General features: G+C 56.0%; 18 protein-coding genes. All 18 read right to left on the minus strand.

The genetic code is table 11. From position 1 onward, the window contains the following. Positions 1 to 44 precede the first annotated feature (44 nt). Positions 45 to 2,174: a flagellar biosynthesis protein FlhA gene (flhA, locus tag A9404_RS03820; protein WP_066098826.1), complete on the minus strand. Its 2,130-nt coding sequence runs from the start codon at positions 2,172 to 2,174 to the stop codon at positions 45 to 47. Positions 2,175 to 2,177: 3 nt separating this feature from the next. Next, positions 2,178 to 3,329, minus strand: coding sequence for a flagellar biosynthesis protein FlhB (gene flhB, locus A9404_RS03825; RefSeq protein WP_066098828.1), 1,152 nt, complete (start codon positions 3,327 to 3,329; stop codon positions 2,178 to 2,180). After that, positions 3,322 to 4,104, minus strand: coding sequence for a flagellar biosynthetic protein FliR (fliR, locus tag A9404_RS03830; RefSeq protein WP_066098831.1), 783 nt, complete (start codon positions 4,102 to 4,104; stop codon positions 3,322 to 3,324). The genes flhB and fliR overlap by 8 nt, the downstream gene beginning before the upstream one ends. An 11-nt stretch (positions 4,105 to 4,115) precedes the next feature. Beyond that, positions 4,116 to 4,385, minus strand: coding sequence for a flagellar biosynthesis protein FliQ (gene fliQ / locus A9404_RS03835; RefSeq protein WP_066098833.1), 270 nt, complete (start codon positions 4,383 to 4,385; stop codon positions 4,116 to 4,118). Between the two features lie 2 nt (positions 4,386 to 4,387). Beyond that, positions 4,388 to 5,206, minus strand: coding sequence for a flagellar type III secretion system pore protein FliP (gene fliP / locus A9404_RS03840; RefSeq protein WP_407645328.1), 819 nt, complete (start codon positions 5,204 to 5,206; stop codon positions 4,388 to 4,390). Then, positions 5,203 to 5,688 carry a flagellar biosynthetic protein FliO gene (fliO, locus tag A9404_RS03845; protein WP_231880944.1) on the minus strand — a complete coding sequence of 162 codons (486 nt, stop codon included), beginning with the start codon at positions 5,686 to 5,688 and terminating at the stop codon, positions 5,203 to 5,205. Before fliO ends, fliP begins: the two co-directional genes overlap by 4 nt. 81 nt (positions 5,689 to 5,769) lie before the next feature. Continuing rightward, on the minus strand, positions 5,770 to 6,174 hold the full coding sequence (gene fliN, locus A9404_RS03850) for a flagellar motor switch protein FliN (RefSeq protein WP_066098836.1): 405 nt from the start codon (positions 6,172 to 6,174) through the stop codon (positions 5,770 to 5,772). 18 nt (positions 6,175 to 6,192) lie between these two features. After that, positions 6,193 to 7,248 (minus strand): flagellar motor switch protein FliM, encoded by a 1,056-nt coding sequence (gene fliM, locus A9404_RS03855; protein WP_066098838.1) that lies wholly within the window; start codon positions 7,246 to 7,248, stop codon positions 6,193 to 6,195. 10 nt (positions 7,249 to 7,258) lie between these two features. After that, positions 7,259 to 7,828 carry a flagellar basal body-associated FliL family protein gene (locus A9404_RS03860; protein WP_066098840.1) on the minus strand — a complete coding sequence of 190 codons (570 nt, stop codon included), beginning with the start codon at positions 7,826 to 7,828 and terminating at the stop codon, positions 7,259 to 7,261. Positions 7,829 to 8,017: 189 nt separating this feature from the next. Continuing rightward, positions 8,018 to 8,950, minus strand: coding sequence for a GGDEF domain-containing protein (locus tag A9404_RS03865; protein WP_066098842.1), 933 nt, complete (start codon positions 8,948 to 8,950; stop codon positions 8,018 to 8,020). A gap of 298 nt (positions 8,951 to 9,248) precedes the next feature. Then, positions 9,249 to 10,562, minus strand: a complete 1,314-nt coding sequence (locus A9404_RS03870) for a homoserine dehydrogenase (RefSeq protein ID WP_066102751.1) — start codon at positions 10,560 to 10,562, stop codon at positions 9,249 to 9,251. Between the two features lie 20 nt (positions 10,563 to 10,582). Next, positions 10,583 to 11,806, minus strand: a complete 1,224-nt coding sequence (gene alaC / locus A9404_RS03875; RefSeq protein ID WP_066098844.1) for an alanine transaminase — start codon at positions 11,804 to 11,806, stop codon at positions 10,583 to 10,585. 381 nt (positions 11,807 to 12,187) lie between these two features. Next, complete coding sequence (locus A9404_RS13305) at positions 12,188 to 12,493, minus strand: hypothetical protein (RefSeq protein WP_156521221.1); 306 nt, start codon at positions 12,491 to 12,493, stop codon at positions 12,188 to 12,190. A 1-nt stretch (position 12,494) separates the two neighbouring features. Continuing rightward, a complete protein-coding gene (locus A9404_RS03880; protein ID WP_066098846.1) occupies positions 12,495 to 13,094 on the minus strand; it encodes a hypothetical protein in 600 nt (199 codons plus the stop codon). Positions 13,095 to 13,549: 455 nt separating this feature from the next. Continuing rightward, entirely contained in the window at positions 13,550 to 13,831 is a 282-nt protein-coding gene (locus A9404_RS13310; protein ID WP_156521222.1) for a hypothetical protein, read from the minus strand. Continuing rightward, positions 13,828 to 14,436 (minus strand): hypothetical protein, encoded by a 609-nt coding sequence (locus tag A9404_RS03885; RefSeq protein ID WP_066098848.1) that lies wholly within the window; start codon positions 14,434 to 14,436, stop codon positions 13,828 to 13,830. The genes A9404_RS13310 and A9404_RS03885 overlap by 4 nt, the downstream gene beginning before the upstream one ends. 401 nt (positions 14,437 to 14,837) lie before the next feature. Further along, complete coding sequence (locus A9404_RS03890) at positions 14,838 to 15,446, minus strand: hypothetical protein (RefSeq protein WP_066098850.1); 609 nt, start codon at positions 15,444 to 15,446, stop codon at positions 14,838 to 14,840. 377 nt (positions 15,447 to 15,823) lie between these two features. Next, positions 15,824 to 16,429, minus strand: a complete 606-nt coding sequence (locus A9404_RS13315; protein WP_156521223.1) for a hypothetical protein — start codon at positions 16,427 to 16,429, stop codon at positions 15,824 to 15,826. Positions 16,430 to 16,728 lie beyond the last annotated feature (299 nt).

The raw sequence follows: 16,728 nt of genomic DNA on the forward strand, positions 1-16,728 counted from the left end.
TCATCCGAAGCACATGCTGTCTTTGTCTCTGACCGCGACACGGCTCACGCCATGCTGCGTTGATTGCCGACACTGGCAACCACCTTGATATCCTTGTTGTCCGGTACTTCGTTGTAGCTCAATACATGCAGCTGGCGAATCGAGTACCGAACCATCCGAGCCAACCAGCTGCGGATTTGCGGGGCTACCAGCAGGATGGCGGGCAGCCCGGCCTGCTCCTGCTTTTCGGCGGCGTCCCGCAAGGACTGATGCAACCGCTCGGCCAACCCCGGCTCGATGCCCGGTGTCGACTGGCCGGCTTCCGCCCCGCGCTGGGTAGAACCAAGCAAGAGTTGTTCCAACTGTGGATCCAGCGTAATGACCGGCAGGCTGGGGGTCAGCCCGTTGATGTGCTGAACGATCATTCGACCCAGGGCGATACGGACGACCTCGGTCAGCTGGTTCACATCCTGGGTATGCTGACCGTGCCGCGCGAGCGTCTCGGCAATCGTGCGGATATCCCGGATCGGGAGGCGCTCCTCAAGCAGATTGCGCAGAACCTGGACAATAACGCTCATGGCGAGCGTCTTGGGCACCAGATCCTCGACCAGTTTCGGCGCCCCTTCCTTCAGGGTATCGAGTAGCTGCTGCGCCTCTTCGTAACCGAACAGGTCCGCCGCGTTCTCCGTGAGAATCTGCGAGAGATGCGTGGCGATGACCGTGGCGGGATCCACCACGGTATACCCCAGGGCCTGCGCGTGTTCGCGGGTATTGCGCTCGATCCAGTATGCTTCGAGCCCGAAAGCGGGATCTTTCGTCTTGACGCCCTGCAACGGTCCGGAAACCTGGCCGGGGTTGATGGCCATGTCCCGGTCCGCAAAAATATCGGCCATCCCCATGGGGACGCCATTCAGGCTGATCCGGTACTCGCCCGGCTTGAGATCCAGGTTGTCCCGGATATGCACGGGAGAGACCAGAAACCCGAGATCCTGGGAAATTTTCTTGCGGACGCCCTTGATGCGCGGCATGAGTTGCCCCCCCTGGTTCCGATCCACCAAGGGAATCAGGCCATAACCGACCTCCAGCCCGATGACATCGACCGGCGGAACATCGTCCCAGGTCAGTTCCTTCAGTTCGGGTTTCTTGTCCGCCGGCGCCTGTTCGGCCTGCTCGGCGGCCTGGACCTGCTCCTGATTCTTGCGGGCGATGAGATAAGCACCGGCCCCCGCGAGTGCGGCAAGCGTCAAAAAGGCGACGTTCGGCATGCCGGGCACCACACCCAGACCCGCCATCAGACCGGCGGCGACCCCCAGTACGCGAGGATCGGAAAACATCTGGGTCTGGACCTGCTTGCCCATGTCCTGGGATGAGGCGACCCGAGTGACGATGATCGCTGTCGCCGTGGAGATCAGCAGGGAGGGAATGGTCGCGACCAGTCCGTCACCGATGGTCAGCAGTACGTAGGTCTGGGCCGCCTGACCGAACGGCAGACCGTGCTGCAGCACCCCGATCAACAGACCGCCCAGCACGTTGATCAGCACGATCAGAATGCCGGCAACCGCATCGCCGCGCACGAACTTGCTGGCACCGTCCATGGACCCGTAGAAGTCCGCTTCGGCGGCCACTTCCTCGCGCCGCAGCTTCGCCTGCTCCTGATTGATGATGCCGGCGTTCAAGTCGGCGTCGATGGCCATCTGTTTGCCGGGCAAGGCATCCAGGGTAAAACGGGCGGAGACTTCCGACACCCGGCCGGCACCCTTGGTGACCACCACGAAGTTGATCAGCATGAGGATCATGAACACCACGATACCGACCGCATAATTGCCGCCGATCACGAACTCGCCGAAGGAATTGATCACATGACCGGCAGCGCCCGGCCCCTCCTGACCGTGCAGCAGCACAACCCGGGTCGAGGCCACGTTCAAGGCCAGGCGCAGCAGGGTCGCCATCAGGATCACGGTGGGGAACACCGCGAAATCCAGCGGGCGCATCACGTAGATCGTCACCATGAGAATCACGAGCGACAGCGTGATGTTGAAGGTGAACAAGACATCGAGGGCCAGCGGCGGCAAGGGCACGATCACCATCGCGAGCAACATCACGATGATCAGCGGCGGCCCGATGCCCTGCCCCCGGTAGGCACGGACGCCTTTGCCGATGCCGCGCCAATCCAATGTATCGAGGAAAGCCTTCATATTTTAAGAGTCCTTGTTTTTCACGGGCCTGCCGTCGCTACCGACCTGCAGGTCTGCGGGCACGTCGGGCGAAGGACGCTCGACGCCACCGGGGTTGGCGCTCAGCTGGAAGATATAGGCCAGCACTTGAGCCACCGCCGTGTACAACCCCGTGGGGATCGGTTGTTCCAGCTCGGCATGTGCAAACAAGGATCGTGCCAATGGTGGTGCTTCGAACAGCGGGACACGATGGGCCTTGGCGATTTTGCGGATGGTCAGTGCCAGCTCGTCCGCCCCTTTGGCGACCACGATCGGCGCATCGCTGACGGCGGGATCGTATTTCAGCGCCACGGAGAAGTGGGTCGGGTTGGTGATGACCACATCGGCGGTCGGCACCGCTTCCATCATGCGCCGCCGGGCCATCTGATGCTGCATCTGACGGATCTTCTGCTTGACCTCGGGCTTGCCTTCCGTCTCCTTGAATTCATCACGAACTTCCTGACGCGTCATACGCAAGTTCTTGTTATGTTCGTAAATCTGGAAAGGTACATCGATCAGGGCCACGATCAGCAGCCCCATCGACAGGCCCAGAAAAGCCCAGGCCAGCAGACTGCCCGCCCGCGCGACGGCCGGATGAAGACTCATCATCCCGAGACCGACAAAATCATGCTCCAAGGCCAGGAAAAGACCGATTCCGATGGCCCCGATCAGAACGAACTTGGCCAGCGTCTTGAGCAGTTCGACCAGGGACTTGAGGGAAAACATGCGTTTGAACCCGGGTAAGGGATTCAGCCGATTGAATTGCGGCGCCAGCGCCTGTGTGGAGAAATTCCAACCGCCCACGGCCAAGGTGGCCAGCACGGCGAGTACGACCGTAGCCACGAACAACGGCAAAAAGGACAGAAAAGCCTGACTGAACGCCACCCCAAGATGCCGGAACATCGTTGCGGGATCCAGAATCTCGACACGCGTCATGACAAAGGATTGACGCATCATCCCCGCCATCCCCGAAAACATCTGCCCCCCCAGGACGAGAAAGATGATCGCCGACCCGGCCGTGAGGATTAGGGAGTTCAACTCGCGGGATCGCGCGACCTGGCCCTTCTCGCGGGATTCCCGGAGTCGTTTCTCGGAGGGTTCTTCGGTTTTTTCCTGTCCGTTCTCGTTCTCAGCCACGCCCGTGTCTCAACAGATCGCCAATGAATAGCAAGGTCTGTTGCAGGAAGTGTTCCAGATTGGGCAACCAGGTCGGACTGGTGACCAGCAGGAGAAAGAAACCGATCAGGAGCGTCGCGGGAAAACCGATGGAAAAAATGTTGAGCTGGGGCGCCGCGCGCGTGATGACACCCATGGCCATGTTCACCATCAGCAGGCTGGTGATGACCGGCAGGCCGATCAGCAGCGCATTCACGAACATGGCCTGCCCGAAACCGACGATACGCCAGAAATCCAGTGCCGTCAGGCCCACCGGGGCAACCGGCAACCAGGCGAACGAATCAGCCAACATTTTGACGATCATGGCGGGCCCATCCAGGGCAATGAACAGCAAGGTCGCCACGATCGTCAGGAATTGCGAGATCAGCGGAACACTGACACCGTTCTGCGGATCCACCGTCTGAGCGAACCCGAGTCCCATCCCCATGGCTATGGTCTCGCCTGCCATGACGAACGAACTGATCACCATGCCCAGCAGGAAGCCCATCGCCACGCCGATGAGAATCTGTTGCCCCACCAGCAGAACCCCCGGCACGGATAAAGGATCGACGGCGGGCATCGCAGGCAAGGTCGGCGCGATCACCAGACTGATGACCATGGCGGCGAGGGCACGCCAGCGTCGCGGCACGCCCCGGGCACCGAACAGCGGCGCCACCATCAGCATGGCCGCCACACGGATCAGCACCCAGAAATACGCGCCGACCCATCCCATGATTTGAGCGAGGGAGAGCGTCATGCGTCGCGATGTCAGCCGATCAGGCCGGGTATTCGATGAAAGAGACTCGTCGTGAAATCCACCAGGGTGTGCAGCATCCAGGGGCCCGCGATCAGGATGGCCACCACGACGGCAAACAGCTTCGGAATGAAGCTCAGCGTCATTTCGTTGATTTGGGTCGCCGCCTGGAACATGCCCACCAACAGACCCACCACCAGTGCCGTCAGCAGAATCGGCATCGCGAGAAGCAGGATGACGATCATCGCCTGGCGGGTCAGTTCAAGTACCGTATCTGCGGTCATGATCAACCTCCGCCCACCGGTGCGCCCATGTAGAAACTGGAGGCCAGTGTCCCCATCAACAGGGTCCAGCCGTCGACCAGCACGAACAGCATGATCTTGAACGGCAACGACACGATCATGGGCGACAGCATCATCATACCCATGGACATCAGGACGGAAGCGACCACGAGGTCGATGATGAGAAAGGGAATGAAGATCAGAAAACCGATCTGGAAGGCCGTTTTCAGTTCGGAGGTGACAAAGGCCGCCATCAATACCGGGTAGGGCACGTCGTCCGGCGAATTGAAGGCAGGGTAATGGCCGATGTTCTGGAACAGCGCAATATCGCTCTGCCGAGTCTGGTTCATCATGAAGGTCCGCAGCGGTGCTGCCGCCTTCTGGATCGCAACCTGAGCGGAAATCTGCTGGTCCATGTAAGGCTTGATGCCGTCGTCATACGATTTCTGGAATACGGGCGCCATGATGAACAGGGTCAGAAACAGTGCCAGACCGAGCATGATCTGGTTGGATGGCGTCTGCACGGTCCCCAGGGCCTGCCGGAGCAGCGCAAGCACGATGATGATCCGGGTGAACGAGGTCATCATCAACAGCAACGACGGCAGCAGAGTCAGCACCGTCATGAGCGCCAGGATCTGCAAGGTGAGGCTGTATTCGGTGCCCTGGTTGCCCGTGGTCACGGTCAACGCCGGAAGACCGGGCAATCCCGGCTGGGTGGCCGCCTCGACCAGATGGGCGGGAAACAGCACAGCGATCAGCAGGAGCAGGACCAACCGCCCCCAGCGATACGGCACGCATCCTTGGCGGAACGCGGGCGCGGTCAAGATCGCGGCTCCGAAGACGGGACCGGTTTTTCGTTCTGCGCGGCGGGCGTCGGATCGATCACCGGATCTGCCGGCTGTCGCCGGTTTCCGACCTGGTTCTGCAGCAGGCGGGCAAAGGGGTGGTCAGCCCCCCCCGAGGACGAGAATGATTGGCGCTCCTCCGGCGCGATCGGCGGATCGACCCAGCCAAGCGCTTCGATCTGACCATTGGTGACGCCCAGCAGCATCTGCCGATCCCCCACGGCCACGAGCAGCACGCGCTCGCGCGTTCCGACGCTCAGCTGCGTGAGTACCCGGAGCGGATAGTTTCCTGCGCGTCCGGCAAACCGGCCGGTCCGCTTCATGAGCCAGACCACCACGAACATCAGTACCAGCACCAGAAACAGGCTCAGCATCATCTTGAACAGATAGGAGGTACTGAGCGGATCGAACGCCACGGGGGCGGGCACGGCTTCCGGATGCCCCGGCGTGCCCGCAATCACCGGCGCACACGCCCAGATCCCGTATAGAAACAAGATTCGGCCAAGGATAGTTCGGCCCTGAAAAATCATGCGGCTTAATCCCTAGCGAAGTTTCTTGAGACGTTCGGCAGGACTGATCACGTCGGTCAAGCGGATGCCGAACTTCTCATTGACGACCACGACCTCGCCCCGAGCGATCAGGGTGCCATTCACCAGTACGTCAAGCGGCTCGCCCGCAAGCCGGTCCAATTCCACGATCGAGCCCTGATTCAATTGCAACAGGCTGCGGATATTGATGCTGGTTCGACCGATCTCCATCGAAATGGCGACCGGCACATCCATCAGGACTTCCAGGTTGATAGGATTTTCCTTGCCTTCCTGATTGGTCCGGGTATCGAACGTATCCATCTTGACGGCCTGAGCGGCGGATTCCGCATCGCCCTGCTCCGCCATGGCCTCTGCCCAGGCATCCATGCCATCCGTTTCATCTGTATTGCTATCTGCCATCGCTATGCCTTTTTACGATCAATGGTTCATCGACTCGTCCGTATCCTTCGCCTTGGCGCTCGCATTCGCACGAAGGATATCGTTCGGGTGTATCGCCCGCTCCAGACGCTCCTTAACCGGGGAATCGATCTGAATCGCCTTGTTGCCACGATGCACGCCCAGTTTGCCCTGGTACAGCGGCAGGCCCTCGGCACTCAAAGTAATCTTTTCCGGCATCTCGAAGGGGATGATCTGTCCGACTTCCATGTGCGCGATGTCGGAGAGCATCATGCGCGCCTCTCCAAGGGTCGCGGACAGTTCGATCTCGGCCAGCCCCAGTTCCCGCTTCAGCGCACTGGTCCATCGTTCATCCACTTCGAGCCGATCGCCGTGCATGCCGCCATCGAGCAGATCGCGGATCGGCTCAATCATTGCGTAAGGCAGGACGAGATCGAATTTGCCACCGCCCCCTTCTACCTCGATGTGGAAGCTATTGACGACGACCACTTCGGTACCGGACACGATATTCGCCAGCTGCGGGTTCATTTCGTGGCTGACGGTCTGGAAACTCACCGGGTACACCGGCGCCCAGGAGCGTTGGACTTCGTCTACCGCCTGCTCCAGAACCCGTGTAATGACACGCAGTTCGGTCGGCGTGAAGTCCCGCCCCTCGATCTTGGCATGCATGCCGAAGCCACCGAAGAAATTGTCCACCAGCTTGAAGACGAGCTGGGACTCCATCATGAACATGCCCACCCCCTTGAGCGGACGGACATGAACGAGGGTCAACGAGGTTGGTACATACAGGGCATGGGAGTACTCGGCGTACTTGACCATCCGAACGCCTTCGATGGAAATATCCACCGTTCGACGCAGCATGGAGACAAGTCGGATCCGCAGATTCCGCGCAAAGCGCTCGTTCAGCATCTCCAGCGTCGGCAGGCGACCACGAACGATGCGCTCCTGCGTCGTCAGATCGTAGGCCCGGGCCTGAGCTTTGTCGCCCACCCCCTGTTCGGTTGCGACATCCCCTTCCTCGACGCCATTCAGCAGGGCATCGATTTCATCCTGGGAGAGAATATCCGCAGTACTCACATCCGCACCCCTACTGCATCAGCAGCTTGGTGAAGTAGACATCGTCGAGGGCATTCTTCTTCCCGGTCCGCTTCTCGAGGATCTTGTTGATCTCGTCCTTGATCTGCTTCTGCAAGGCTTCCTTGCCTTCGCGTGTCCGAAGCTTGGCCGCGTTGACATCGCTGAGAATCAACATGATGTCGTTGATGATCTCGGCGCGGTTGGCCTTGACCTCCGGTTCCAGCTTCGCATCGTAGGTAATCAGATCCAACTGAACCTGAAGAAGCTTGGCGTCATTGGGTTCGGAAAGGTTGACAGTGATCGGTTGATCGAGCGTGATCGTGATCGGCGGCCCCTTGTGCTCGCCCGCGGACTTGTCGCCATGATCATCCTTGTTGTCGTGCCCTTCCGTCTGATGGGTCTCGGCAGCCCCCGCCGCGTGGGGATCCGCCGCCGGTTTTTTGAGAAGCAGGAAGGCACCGATGCCGACGACCGCCAGCAACAGGACGATGATAACGATCATCAGAATTATCAAGAGTTTGCCACCGCCCTTCTTTGCGGGCGACTCTGTCGCTTCAGCGGGTGCTTCTGCCTTTGCCATACCTACGCTCCATCAATGGTTCAGTAATATTGCCAATTCTGCGTACGGAAGTTTAATCGGGTGACCGCTCAACACAAACCCCAACGTGACGGGTCCGACGCTTCAAACGGCAAGCTTAACCGGTGGCCGCGCGATTCACCATGTCCAGCGCACCTGGCGTTCAAATAGGAAACACCAAAGCCGCCTGGCTTAAACCGCCAGCAGCTTTTTCCCCCTTTTGGCCTGGTAGAGGGCCTGATCGGCTCTGCGGAACCAGTCCTGCTCCTGTTCGTTGCTGCTGGTTTCCGCCATACCGCAAGAGGTACGAATGAGTACCTGTTCCCCGGAAGGAAGGACAAGCGGATGGGCAGCCAACCACTCGGTGAGTCGATTCGCCATTTTTTTGGCACCGTAGAGGTTCGTCGCCGGCAGAATGGCCGCAAATTCGTCACCGCCAAAACGATAGGCATGATCCGTTTCCCGCAGCATCTGTTGCAAGCCGGTGGCGAAGAGCGAGAGCAACCGATCCCCGATATCATGTCCCCAGGTATCGTTGATGGCCTTGAACCCATTAAGGTCGAAAATCACCAGACTCGACTTAATGCCGTAGCGAACGAACCGGGCTTGTTCCCGCGCCAGTTCGCTATCGAAAGCCCGCCGATTCTTGAGACAGGTCAATGGATCCTGCTGCGCCTCCAGCAAGGCCCGCTGATACAGACAGGTATTACGCAACGGATAGGCGATGGTCGATGCAAGGTGATTCAGCCAATCGAGTTCCGCCGACTCCATGGACCGACTGGCCGCAACGATCAGACGCCCCAGACGAACGTCGCCCTGGCACAGATCAATGACCTGGGGGGACGTACCCGCCGAACCGACCTCGGGAAACTCGGCCGTACGTATCTCCTCGTGATCCTGACGCCAGGCAAAACCGGAGACAGGCAGAAGATCACGAACGCGATCGAGCAACTCGTTGAGGAGGCTCAGGGGATCCATGCAACGCTGGGCGACCAGCATCAGTTCATGGGCCAATCCGGCATCCTCCGGCAGATGCGCCAATACCTGCGGCACTGTGGACAGCGGCAGTCGATATCCGTGCGGATCACTGAACAAATCGAGGACAGCGGTTCTGTAAGCAGCCATGGCTTAATCTCTCAACTACGTTGACGTGCAAGTGTCAAAGCAGGAGTCGTGCCAAAATGAAACAGAACTGCGCCGAAGCCCGGACAGACACAAGGAAAAATCCAGATAAATCCTGTAAAATCAACGATTAAGGCAATTAGGCATATTCGCACCCCCAGGTCCAGACAGGGGTGTTTTCTTGCCCAGGGACACAATTGGACACAAAGCGTCAAAAAAAAGGCGGAGATGGACACTCCGCCTTTACGGTCGTTTTGACGTTGATTCCGGGGGACGATCGAGCCGCCCGGCACGCAGCCGCCTAACCGGACAAAGACTCCACACGCAGACGAACCACCGGCGAACGCACCGATTCGAGCACCTCCAGGGCATCGATGGCCGCATTCATCGTCGCTTCCCGCAAGGGGTGCGTCAGCAACACAATAGGCAGATGCGCCGTCTCCGCACTCACCTCCTTCTGGATCATCGCTTCGATGTTGATGCCGTGATTCGCCAGAATGCGCGCGATATTCGCCAGCACGCCCGGTTGATCCTCGACGGTCAGGCGGAGGTAATACCCCGTTTCGACGGCTTCCATCGGCAGAATGGGCAGATCCGTCACCTGATCGGGCACGACGGCCAGATGCGGCACCCGGTGATTCGGATCGGCGGTCAGCGTGCGCACGACATCGACGAGATCGGCCACGACCGCTGAAGCTGTCGGCTCGGCGCCGGCACCGGCTCCGTAATAAAGGGTCGGGCCGACGGCATCGCCCCACACCAGTACCGCATTCTTGACGCCATCGACATTGGCCAGCAGGCGACGCTCCGGAATCAGGGTCGGATGCACGCGCAACTCGACGCCGGTCGCATGACGGCGCGCCACGCCGAGATGCTTGATCTGATACCCAAGCTCGCGCGCATAACGGACATCCTCGGTCTGCAACTGACTGATACCCTCGGTATACACCGCATCGAACTTGAGCGGCATGCCGAATGCGATCGAGGCCAGAATGGTCAATTTGTGGGCGGCATCGATCCCTTCGACGTCGAACGTCGGGTCAGACTCGGCATACCCCAGGATCTGCGCTTCGCTCAATACGTCTGCGAAAGTCCGTCCTTCATCCCGCATGGCGGTCAGAATGAAATTGCCGGTCCCGTTAATGATGCCGGCCAACCACTCGATCCGATTCCCAGCCAATCCTTCCCGAATCGCCTTGATGATCGGAATCCCACCCGCCACGGCCGCCTCGAAGGCAACCACGGTGCCCTGCGACTGGGCCAGCTCGAACAGCTCGTTGCCCTCGTGGGCAATCAGTGCCTTGTTGGCAGTGATCACCGGCTTGCCGAGTTCCAACGCCCGGCGGATGAGCTGACTGGCCGGCGACATGCCGCCCATCAGTTCAACGACCACGTCCACGTCGGGGTTTTCGACGACTTCCATCGGGTTCGTCGTCAGCAGCAGACCATCCAGGGAGCAGATGCGCGGCGCAGACAGATTGCGCGCCGAGGCATGGATCACCTCGATCCGACGCCCGGCACGACGGGCCAGATCCTCGGCATTTCTGGACAGCACGTTGACCACGCCACCGCCCACGGTACCGAGTCCCAACAAGCCCACGCGCACCGGCGGCAGGGCATTATCCACTACCTGAGTCATGCCTGCGCCTCCGGTCGTGCGTTGCCGCCCATGCGCTTCAGCTCCTCCTTGCGGAACATCGCCTTGATGCCGCGGATCGCCTGACGCGTCCGGTGTTCGTTCTCGATCAACGAGAAACGGACATAGTCATCGCCGTACTCGCCGAAGCCCACCCCGGGGGAGACGGCGACCTTGGCCTCGGCCAGCAGCAGCTTGGTGAACTCCAGGGACTTGAGGTGTGCAAACGGTTCGGGAATCTTGGCCCAGACGAACATGGTGGCCTTGGGCGGCTCGACCGGCCAACCGGCGGAATTCAAACCCTCGCAGAGCACGTCCCGACGCTTCTCGTACATGTCGCAGATTTCCTGCACGCAGGTCTGATCGCCCTCCAGGGCCAGAATCGCGGCGACCTGGATCGGCGTGAACGTACCGTAATCGAAATACGACTTGATACGCGCCAGGGCGTTGACCAGGGTGGGATTACCCACCATGAAACCAACGCGCCAGCCCGGCATGTTGTAGCTCTTGGACAGGGTGAAGAATTCGACGGCGATGTCCTTCGCACCCGGCACCTGCATGATCGACGGCGCCTTGTACCCATCGAACACGATGTCGGCGTACGCGAGATCATGAACGATCCAGATCCCGGCTTCCTTACAGATGGCCACGACTTTTTCGAAGAAATCCAGCTCCACACATTGCGTCGTCGGATTGGCCGGGAAATTGAGAATCAGCATCTTTGGCTTCGGCCAGGTCTCCTTGATGGCGCGATCCAGCTCCTCGAAAAAATCCACTTCCGGCGTCAGACGCACGTGGCGGATATCGGCGTCCGCAATCACACTGCCATAAGGATGGATCGGATAGGCCGGGTTCGGTACCAGCACGGTATCGCCCGCCGACATGGTGGCCATCGCCAGATGCCCGAGACCTTCCTTGGAGCCGATCGTCACGATCGCCTCCTTTTCCGGATCGATCGTCACGTCGTAGCGGGTCTTGTACCAATGCGCGATGGCCCGACGCAGGCGCGGAATCCCCTTGGATTGGGAATAACGGTGCGTATCGCCGCGCCGCGCCGCTTCGACGAGCTTTTCCACGATATGCGGCGGCGTCGGCTGATCGGGGTTACCCATGCCGAAATCGATGATGTCCTCACCGTCCGCTCGCGCCTTCGCCTTCAATTCACCAATGATGTTAAATACGTACGGCGGCAAGCGCTTGATGCGGGCAAATTGGTCGTTCACGATGTTCCTGCAAGTCTACTGAGGCTAAAAGAGCGTATGGGTGATTCGGGCCGCCGGACCGGCGCCCGATTGAACCGGATACAATAAATAGCCGCCCACCCAGTGTCAATTAACGCACGCTCAATCGGGGGGCGGACAACCAAAGACCGAGGAAAGATGGGGCGACGGATGATTTCAATTGGGTAAAAACCTGTCTCCGGGTAGGCATGGTATTCCGCTGTGTCGCCCATTTAGCGTTCGTGCAAGCTTTCTCATGAGTGCTGCAGTAGAGGGGCCAGGAAATACTCGATCACCCGGCGCTGACCGGTCTGAGAAATTGGGGACATAGGAAATAGGGAGACAGACCACGATTTAAATCCGATCTGGGATCATTGACCCCAATTATTCAGGATCTAAGAAAGGTTCCGTTCCTCTGACCGCCAAGGTGAATTCGCCTGTAACACCACCGGAGACATCTAGACGTTCAAATAGCGTCGCAGATAGACCAGTCAGTGTATTGGGCTGATGATCAACCACTCGCCATTGCGTGACAAATTCGGCGGCTTGGGTCGGGGAGAATCCTTTCGCAATTAGAGCAGCTCGCACCTTATCAAGATCGAAGGATCCATCTGCTTTCTTGGCAGCTTGTAAATTGGCATAACTGGTTTCAGATACTGAAGAACTCAAAAACAGGTCACTAACTTCCATTTCACTTACTCCCAAACTCTTTAATAGATCCAAGGTATCCGTTAAATTTAATTTGCTGAGACTGATCACTGCTTTCACATGAATCAATTTTCAACCAGAACTTATAATCCCTAAAATCTCTAATACCCGTTTCAATGCTGCCAATATCCGTATCGAAATTCACATATTTGACTAACACTTCGCCTGTTCTAATATCTACAATGCGATTTTCCGTCTCACGAATATGCAGCAGGCGGTACCTCGTTGTGATATCCCAGACAAAACGCTGATTCAACACATATCTCCGTGTATTTCCCTGCTCAATAGCCATTAGGCTTTTGTCTGGAACCAATGTTTTCAAAACACCAGGATTTTCAGCCTTCCATTCTTCCAACGTCTTGTACTGAGTAAAACCACCTTGCGTGGCGCAGTAGTAACACTGCAAAACCACAGTCGGGACAAAGTCCCAAAACACGGGCAAATACACCAGCAATCCAGCGATCAATCCCCAGAGTTTGGGATTGTGGCCAGATCTTCTCGCCAGATGCGCACCAAAGCGTGCGGCCAGTACAATCAGAAAGGTGTAGCCAGCAAGAAAACCGAGATAGAGTAAGCCGATCACGTCGTTAACCCATGCCTAGGTGAGTTTCGTGGCCCCGAGTAATCACACACATTTAGCGCCGTCTTGAAGTAGGCAGAATCAGGACAATTTCGGTCAGGACTATTGTGACAATTGACAATTGCGGTCAGAGTAAAATTAATCATAACTTCAACTCCCTGGGCTTCCGCCCTCGCTGTTTTGTTCAGTCCGTTGCCCTGTCAATCGGGCGACTTCTTCTTTGTAGCGGTAATTTCACTCTGACCCCAATTATTAAGCACACCGACCTCCTTGGGTTTCTGCCATGAAATTGGGGACCAGCCGCGGTTTAATTCGATCCCCCATGGACAATTGCGGTCAGAGTAAAATTAATCATAACTTCATCTCCCTGGGCTTCCGCCCTCGCTGTTTTGTTCAGTCCGTTGCCCTGTCAATCGTGCCACTTCTTCTTTGTAGCGGTAATTTTACTCTGACCCCAATTATTCATACTGCCCTTTATTGAAACCCGACACGGGGTCATCGGTTAAGCGCCGAAACAAGGTACCGGAATATCCGGTACCGGTATTTGGTAGATGACCGCCGGAAACCACTTCCCAATTCGTAGTAAATTCGGTGGCTTGGGATTCACTGAAACCAGTTTTCCCCAAAGCCTTAATTACATCATCCTTTCCAATTATAACTTGGGATTTATCTGCGTCCCATAGATTTGCATAACTCGCTTCAGCCAGTTCAGCCAATTCAAAAAACTTTGAGGTATTCATTCTTCCAAACTCCCCTTCAATGAGTTTTTAAAACCAAGCATCAAACTTTCATTCATATCCCCTCCCGCGCAATGCGGGCTATACAACCAAAACTTCCATCCCTGCCACGACCCAGTCGGCCGAATCTGCGAACTAGCGAAATCAACATATTTCGCCAGAACCTCACCGGTTTTTACATCGACAAACTTCTGCTCTTCTCGCCACAAATTAAGTGGATGAGGGCCAGAATTTTTCACCACCCACCGAAAACGGTCATTCGTAAAAAATACGAAGGTATAGTTACCGCTATCAGTACTCCCTTCAAAAGTGTGAGGAGCATTCTTTGGGGAAACCAAAGTCTCCAATACCCCGGGATTTTCCTTTTCCCACTGCTCTGGAGTTTTATAAACCCAGAAGCCCCCTTCGGTGTTGCAGGCGTACTGGTGCATGGCAACCGTGGGTATCCAGTCCCAGAATACGAGGTTGTACATCATCAATGCGGCGACCCAACCCCATACCCAGCCGCGACCACCGTATTTTTTGGCGGTTTTCCGCGCCAACTGCACCACAATCAGGCTGATGATCAGATAGCCGATCATGATCGCAAGTATGACTAGACCCGCCATTTAATGCGTGCTCCGGTTTGAAGAATAAAAAGAACAAGTGGATTCAGCGCAAAATGAAGCACTTTTCCCCTCCTTGGGTTACCGACATGCATTAGGGACAATTGGGGTCAGAGTAAAATTAATCATAACTTCATCTCACTGGCCTTCCGCCCTCGCCGTTTAGTCACCATCCGGAACTCGGACAATCTTGCTAATGCCGAAACTCCTCCCAAGAAAGGCTTGTAAAACTCAGAAGTCGGTAATTTTACTCTGACTCAAATTATTTCAGAAGTCGGTAATTTTACTCTGACCCAAATTATTTTTGGATCATTGACTCTGACCCCATCGATTTTTATCTGCGTCCCATAGATTTGCATAACTCGCTTCAGCCAGCTCAGCCAATTCAAAAAACTTTGAGGTATTCATTCTTCCAAACTCCCTTTCAATGAGTTTTTAAAACCACGCATCAAACTTTTATTCATATCCCCTCCCGCGCAATGCGGGCTATACAACCAAAACTTCCATCCCTGCCACGACCCAGTCGGCCGAATCTGCGAACTAGCGAAATCAACATATTTCGCCAGAACCTCACCGGTTTTTACATCGACAAACTTCTGCTCTTCTCGCCACAAATTAAGTGGATGAGGGCCAGATCGCTTGACAACCCATCTAAACCTTTGATTTGTTATATAAGTATCTGTATAATTGCCACTATCTGTACTCCCTTCAAAAGTATTGCGCGCACCTTTTGGGGAAACTAGCGTCTCAAATACCCCCGGGTTCTCCTTAATCCACTCTTCCCGCGATTTGTAAACCCAGAACCCCGCCTCGGTCGTACAGTAGTATTTATGCATGACGACCGTAGGGATCCAGTCCCAGAATACGAGGTTGTACATCACCAATGCGGCGACCCAACCCCATACCCAGCCGCGACCACCGTACTTTTTGGCGGTTTTCCGTGCCAGCTGAACCACAATCAGGCTGATGATCAGATAGACGATCATGATCGCAAGTATGACTAGACCCGCCATTTAATGCGTGCTCCGGTTTGAAGAATAAAAAGAACAATTGGATTCAGCGCAAAATGACGCACATTCCCCCTCCTTGGGTTACCGACATGCATTAGGGACAATTGGGGTCAGAGTAAAATAAAGCATAACTTCATCTCCCTGGCCTTCCGCCCTCGCCGTTTAGTCACCATCCGGAACTCGGACAATCTTGCTAATGCCGAAACTCCTCCCAAGAAAGGCTTGCAAAACTCAGAAGTCGGTAATTTTACTCTGACCCAAATTATTTTTGGATCATTGACTCTGACCCCATCGATTTCTCTGACCCCATCGATTTCCTTTACTGAAATCTGCATATGCCGCCTCAGAAAGCATTGCTGACTCAAGCAGTGTGAATGTACTCATTTTTCAAACTCCTTTTGATATTGGAATAGATATTTTTGTCGATAAAAAACTCTTTCTCCTCGAAAACCACAAGAACCGCACGAGCCAATATTCAACCAGAACTTGTAGTCTCGAAAATCTCTAATACCAGTTTCAACACTGCCGACATCCGTATCGAAATTCACATATTGGGCCATCAACTCGCCTGTTTTAATATCTATAATGCGATCTTCTCGCTCGCGAATATGCAGTAGGCGGTAAGATGTTGTGACATCCCAGACGAATCGTTGATTCAGCATGTAGCGTCGTATATTTGGTTTTAGTAAAGTTGCCGCACTCTGGCTAGGAACCAACGTTTCCGAAACACCAGGATTTTCCCGTTTCCATTTGTCCAACGTCTTGTACTGAGTAAAACCACCTTGCGTGGCGCAGTAGTAACACTGCAAAACCACAGTCGGGACAAAATCCCAAAAAACGGGCAAATACACCAGCAATCCAGCGATCAATCCCCAGAGTTTGGGATTGTGGCCAGATCTTCTCGCCAGATGCGCGCCAAAGCGTGCGGCCAGCACAATCAGAAAGATGTAGCCAGCAAGAAAACCGAGATAGAGTAAGCCGATCACATCGTTAACCCATGCCTAAGTGAGTTTCGTGGCCCCGAATAATCACGCACATTTAGCGCCGTCTTGAAGTAGGCAAAATAGGTTCGAGATAAGACAATTGCGGTCAGAGTAAAATTAATCATAACTTCATTTCCCTGGGCTTCCGCCCTCGCTGTTTTGTTCAGTCCGTTGCCCTGTCAATCGGGCGACTTCTTCCTTGAAGCGATCATCCCCCAAGGCCATGTCGGTTGATTGCCGAACGCATGACGTCTGTTTGGGATCAACGTGCGCCTGGAACAGGCTATGGTAAGCCCCCAATC

It is taken from the genome of Halothiobacillus diazotrophicus, assembly GCF_001663815.1.
Classification (GTDB): domain Bacteria; phylum Pseudomonadota; class Gammaproteobacteria; order Halothiobacillales; family Halothiobacillaceae; genus Halothiobacillus; species Halothiobacillus diazotrophicus.

Coding starts and splice junctions, on each gene's coding strand:
- flhA (WP_066098826.1), bottom strand. CDS start 2,174: ATGAAGGCTTTCCTCGATACATTGGATTGGCGCGGCATCGGCAAAGGC.
- fliR (WP_066098831.1), bottom strand. CDS start 4,104: ATGACGCTCTCCCTCGCTCAAATCATGGGATGGGTCGGCGCGTATTTC.
- fliQ (WP_066098833.1), bottom strand. CDS start 4,385: ATGACCGCAGATACGGTACTTGAACTGACCCGCCAGGCGATGATCGTC.
- fliN (WP_066098836.1), bottom strand. CDS start 6,174: ATGGCAGATAGCAATACAGATGAAACGGATGGCATGGATGCCTGGGCA.
- A9404_RS03860 (WP_066098840.1), bottom strand. CDS start 7,828: ATGGCAAAGGCAGAAGCACCCGCTGAAGCGACAGAGTCGCCCGCAAAG.
- A9404_RS03865 (WP_066098842.1), bottom strand. CDS start 8,950: ATGGCTGCTTACAGAACCGCTGTCCTCGATTTGTTCAGTGATCCGCAC.
- A9404_RS13305 (WP_156521221.1), bottom strand. CDS start 12,493: ATGGAAGTTAGTGACCTGTTTTTGAGTTCTTCAGTATCTGAAACCAGT.
- A9404_RS13310 (WP_156521222.1), bottom strand. CDS start 13,831: ATGAATACCTCAAAGTTTTTTGAATTGGCTGAACTGGCTGAAGCGAGT.
- A9404_RS03885 (WP_066098848.1), bottom strand. CDS start 14,436: ATGGCGGGTCTAGTCATACTTGCGATCATGATCGGCTATCTGATCATC.
- A9404_RS03890 (WP_066098850.1), bottom strand. CDS start 15,446: ATGGCGGGTCTAGTCATACTTGCGATCATGATCGTCTATCTGATCATC.